Raw genomic sequence first — 3,010 nt, forward strand, 5'->3', positions numbered from 1 at the left:
AGCAATTTTTTTAATTCATCAATCTCAAATGTTTTTGTTTTTTGAAAAGCATAGGACTTCATCAGCTCATATATGCGTACTGAAAAGGCTGATTTCATAGCAAGAATGTTGTAAAGCTGATACTGGGTGAACTTTTGCCCTAAATCAAAGAGATACGGAACTAAATCTTCATCAAGCTTTATTTTTGCTACACCATATCTTTTGTCTGTATTTACTTTAGCAAGCCACCCTACAAGGCTTTCAGAGCCATTTGGCATAGTGAGCCACATAGAACGGTCACGCAACTTTTTAAGTGTTGCCTTGACTTCTATATAGTTTTTTCCGTTGTTGTAGTCTATGCCACATACCTTACAGTAATCACTGATTTTAAAATCGTATTCAAGCTGAAAAGGTACACCTTTCGCCCTGTCAATGGCTTCAATAGGCTTAATCATTGAGCATATAAAGGCAATAGTCTTTTGCTCTGTAAGTGATAATTCAAAGCGACTTTTTTGCACGAGGTCGTTTGATTTAACTACAAGATAATCTCTGCATTTAAGTATTTCTATTTTTTCATCGCTATTCATTTGCCAGTACTTCCTTTGCTTGTTTTTCGTCAAAAATAAAATAAATCTGTTCCAAAACCTTTTCTTTTGCGTCCTGTTCTATGTCTGCCTTTCGAACTGCCATCCTTAAAAAAGCTTTGATAATATCGTTAAATGCAGAGCTATCAACCATTTGACATAAATCATCATTGTCACAGGTGGCAAGAAAATCAAATATGCGTATAGCTTTTTCAGCCTTTTCTGCTTCTATTTTTCCTTGTTCTGCCAATACTTTGTAACTCTCTGCCATTATTGTATAACCGTTCATCTTTTCCCCTTTCTTTGTAGCTATAAAACCGTACTTCAAGTCCCAATAGTATTTTATCGCTTTATTAGAACTTTGTCAATACTAAGTCCCAATAAACCGTACTAAAAGTCACAATAAAAACTGTACTTTAAGTCCCAATAAACTGTACTAAAAATCACAATAAAAACTGTACTTTAAGTCCCAATAAAAAGTTATCCACAGTACTAAAAGTCCCAATAAACCGTACTAAAAGTCCCAATAAACCGTACTAAAAGTCCCAATAAGAAACCGCGAAGCTATGCGGGTTGCGAGGTTTTTTGGTCTCTAAATATAATAAATATAATAAATAATATATTGCTATATTTGCAAAAAAATCTGCAAAAAAAAACAGGGTAAAAAAATCACTTTTAGCGATTAGGATTATCTGTATTTTTGTTGTGACTTTGCTGCTTAGATTTTTGCAACATTTGACAGAATTTTTCAAAAATTGGACTTACTTGCGGTAAGGCTATGAATTGCTCAAGAAGGCTTAACCGATTTGATTTTTCCATTTCTTTTTTTCTTTCAGCAATTCGCTCTTTAATTCCGTCCATTCCAAATTGGCGTTCACCTAAATTCATTTTTTCTTTTACTGCTTGCTCTATAATTTGTTTTTCGTCCTGTAGAGCCTGTATTTCGCTTCCTAGAGCCTCTTTTTGCCCTTTAAGGGTACTTATATCCCATTTAAGCTTTAAAAGGGCATTCTGAGCCTTCTGAGCCTCTTCTACAGCCTTCTGCATATTCTCTTGTGCTTTCTTCAGCTTAAATCGTTCTTCTGATAGGTGGGTGGCTGTAGACCCCTCAATTCCACGCTCTAATCCGTACTTCTTGCCTACCTCTTGAGCAAAAGCTGTCTGTAAGTTCGTCAATTCAACTCTTGTAAATATGTCTTTGGCTGATAATCTGCCGTCTTTTGTAACTGGAACAATGCCTAAATGCATATGTGGGGTAGCTTCATCCATATGCACGGTGGCATTGATTACGTTTTCAATCCCATATCTATTACAAAAAAAGGTTGTAGCGTCCTCAAAAAAAAGCCTACAGCCTTCTTGATAGCAATCTTCCTGATAGCTTTCAGGCATATATTCTATTGGGGTTGGTTCCATCAGTCCTATGGCTATGCTTTCGCTTTCCATACAAGACCTTCTGTAATGCTCTGCGTCAGCTAATCTTTTAAAAAACAAGTTGTCAGAGGAAACAATAAAAGAGCAATATGTAACTGCGTCTTTTCGTACAGCCTTATTTAGATTTAACTCTGATATTCTCTGTTTAACTTCTGTCTGATAATTTATGCTGCCATAATTTATCAATTCAAAATTTTGGCTGCTCTTGCTATAATCAATATCTTTGTTTTTTCTGCTTTCGTGTTCCCTTTGGTTATGACTTTGTATGCCACCCATTGCCGACATTTTCATTTTCATCATATGCACAGCACATTTGCTCATAGTTTCCTACCCCTCAAATCATCCTAAATTTATGCAGTAAAGTATAGCACATTATACTTTACTCCGTAAAGAATGTGTTCTCCGAAGGCTCTCCGAGGGTAGGGGCTGTCTGCCCCTTAACCCCGACAAGCGTGCGACGCTTGACCCGAGTATTCGCCATACTAAGGCAAGAGGAACAGCGTCCTGTTCCTCTTTTCACAAGCCTGTTTATATTCCCTAAGTCAAGGGCAAGGTGAACGGACTGCGTCCGCCCTTGACTTAGTTTCCGTTCCGGAGCAACGGCAGCAGGCTCATCCACAAGTGGATCATACGCCTACTGCCATTGCCCGGAACTACTTTAGTTCCCCTAATCGTTCATTTGCGGTCATTCCAGCTTGCCAGCGTTCCATAGTATCCTTCAAAGCTATATCAAATTTGATTTTGACTACTTTTCTGCCTTTGGTAATTGTTTCATAGCTGATAATTATATCCGTCAGTTCATTAATTTCCTTTTCTGCTATCTCAAGTACCTTTTTACGAAAGTCCTTGAAGTTTTTATATGACTTCACATCCTCAACCATAAGCAATTTTTTTAATTCATCAATCTCAAATGTTTTTGTTTTTTGAAAAGCATAGGACTTCATCAGCTCATATATGCGTACTGAAAAGGCTGATTTCATAGCAAGAATGTTGTAAAGCTGATACTGGGTGAACTT

The 3,010-nt window shown here is 37.0% G+C and carries 4 protein-coding genes; all 4 read right to left on the minus strand.

All coding sequences use genetic code 11. The features are described 5' to 3' along the window. Nucleotides 1-566 (minus strand): replication initiation protein (locus SBH76_RS13305; protein ID WP_317978156.1); only part of this gene is annotated, 566 nt, incomplete at its 3' end. Continuing rightward, nucleotides 559-852, minus strand: coding sequence for a hypothetical protein (locus SBH76_RS13310; protein WP_317978157.1), 294 nt, complete (start codon nt 850-852; stop codon nt 559-561). The genes SBH76_RS13305 and SBH76_RS13310, both read right to left, overlap by 8 nt. Before the next feature lie 386 nt (nt 853-1,238). Further along, the gene (mobV, locus tag SBH76_RS13315; protein ID WP_317978158.1) at nt 1,239-2,315 is read right to left on the minus strand and encodes a MobV family relaxase; all 1,077 of its coding nucleotides are present in this window, start codon (nt 2,313-2,315) and stop codon (nt 1,239-1,241) included. A gap of 332 nt (nt 2,316-2,647) precedes the next feature. Continuing rightward, nucleotides 2,648-3,010: replication initiation protein (locus SBH76_RS13320; protein WP_317978159.1), on the minus strand; the 363-nt coding region annotated here is incomplete at its 5' end.

Origin of the sequence: Lachnoanaerobaculum sanguinis (assembly GCF_033242365.1) — a bacterium.
Taxonomy (GTDB): Bacteria; Bacillota; Clostridia; order Lachnospirales; family Lachnospiraceae; genus Lachnoanaerobaculum; species Lachnoanaerobaculum sanguinis.

What these genes read in the sequence shown, in the direction of transcription:
- mobV (WP_317978158.1), bottom strand. Translation starts at nt 2,315, where the DNA reads ATGAGCAAATGTGCTGTGCATATGATGAAAATGAAAATGTCGGCAATG.
- SBH76_RS13310 (WP_317978157.1), bottom strand. Translation starts at nt 852, where the DNA reads ATGAACGGTTATACAATAATGGCAGAGAGTTACAAAGTATTGGCAGAA.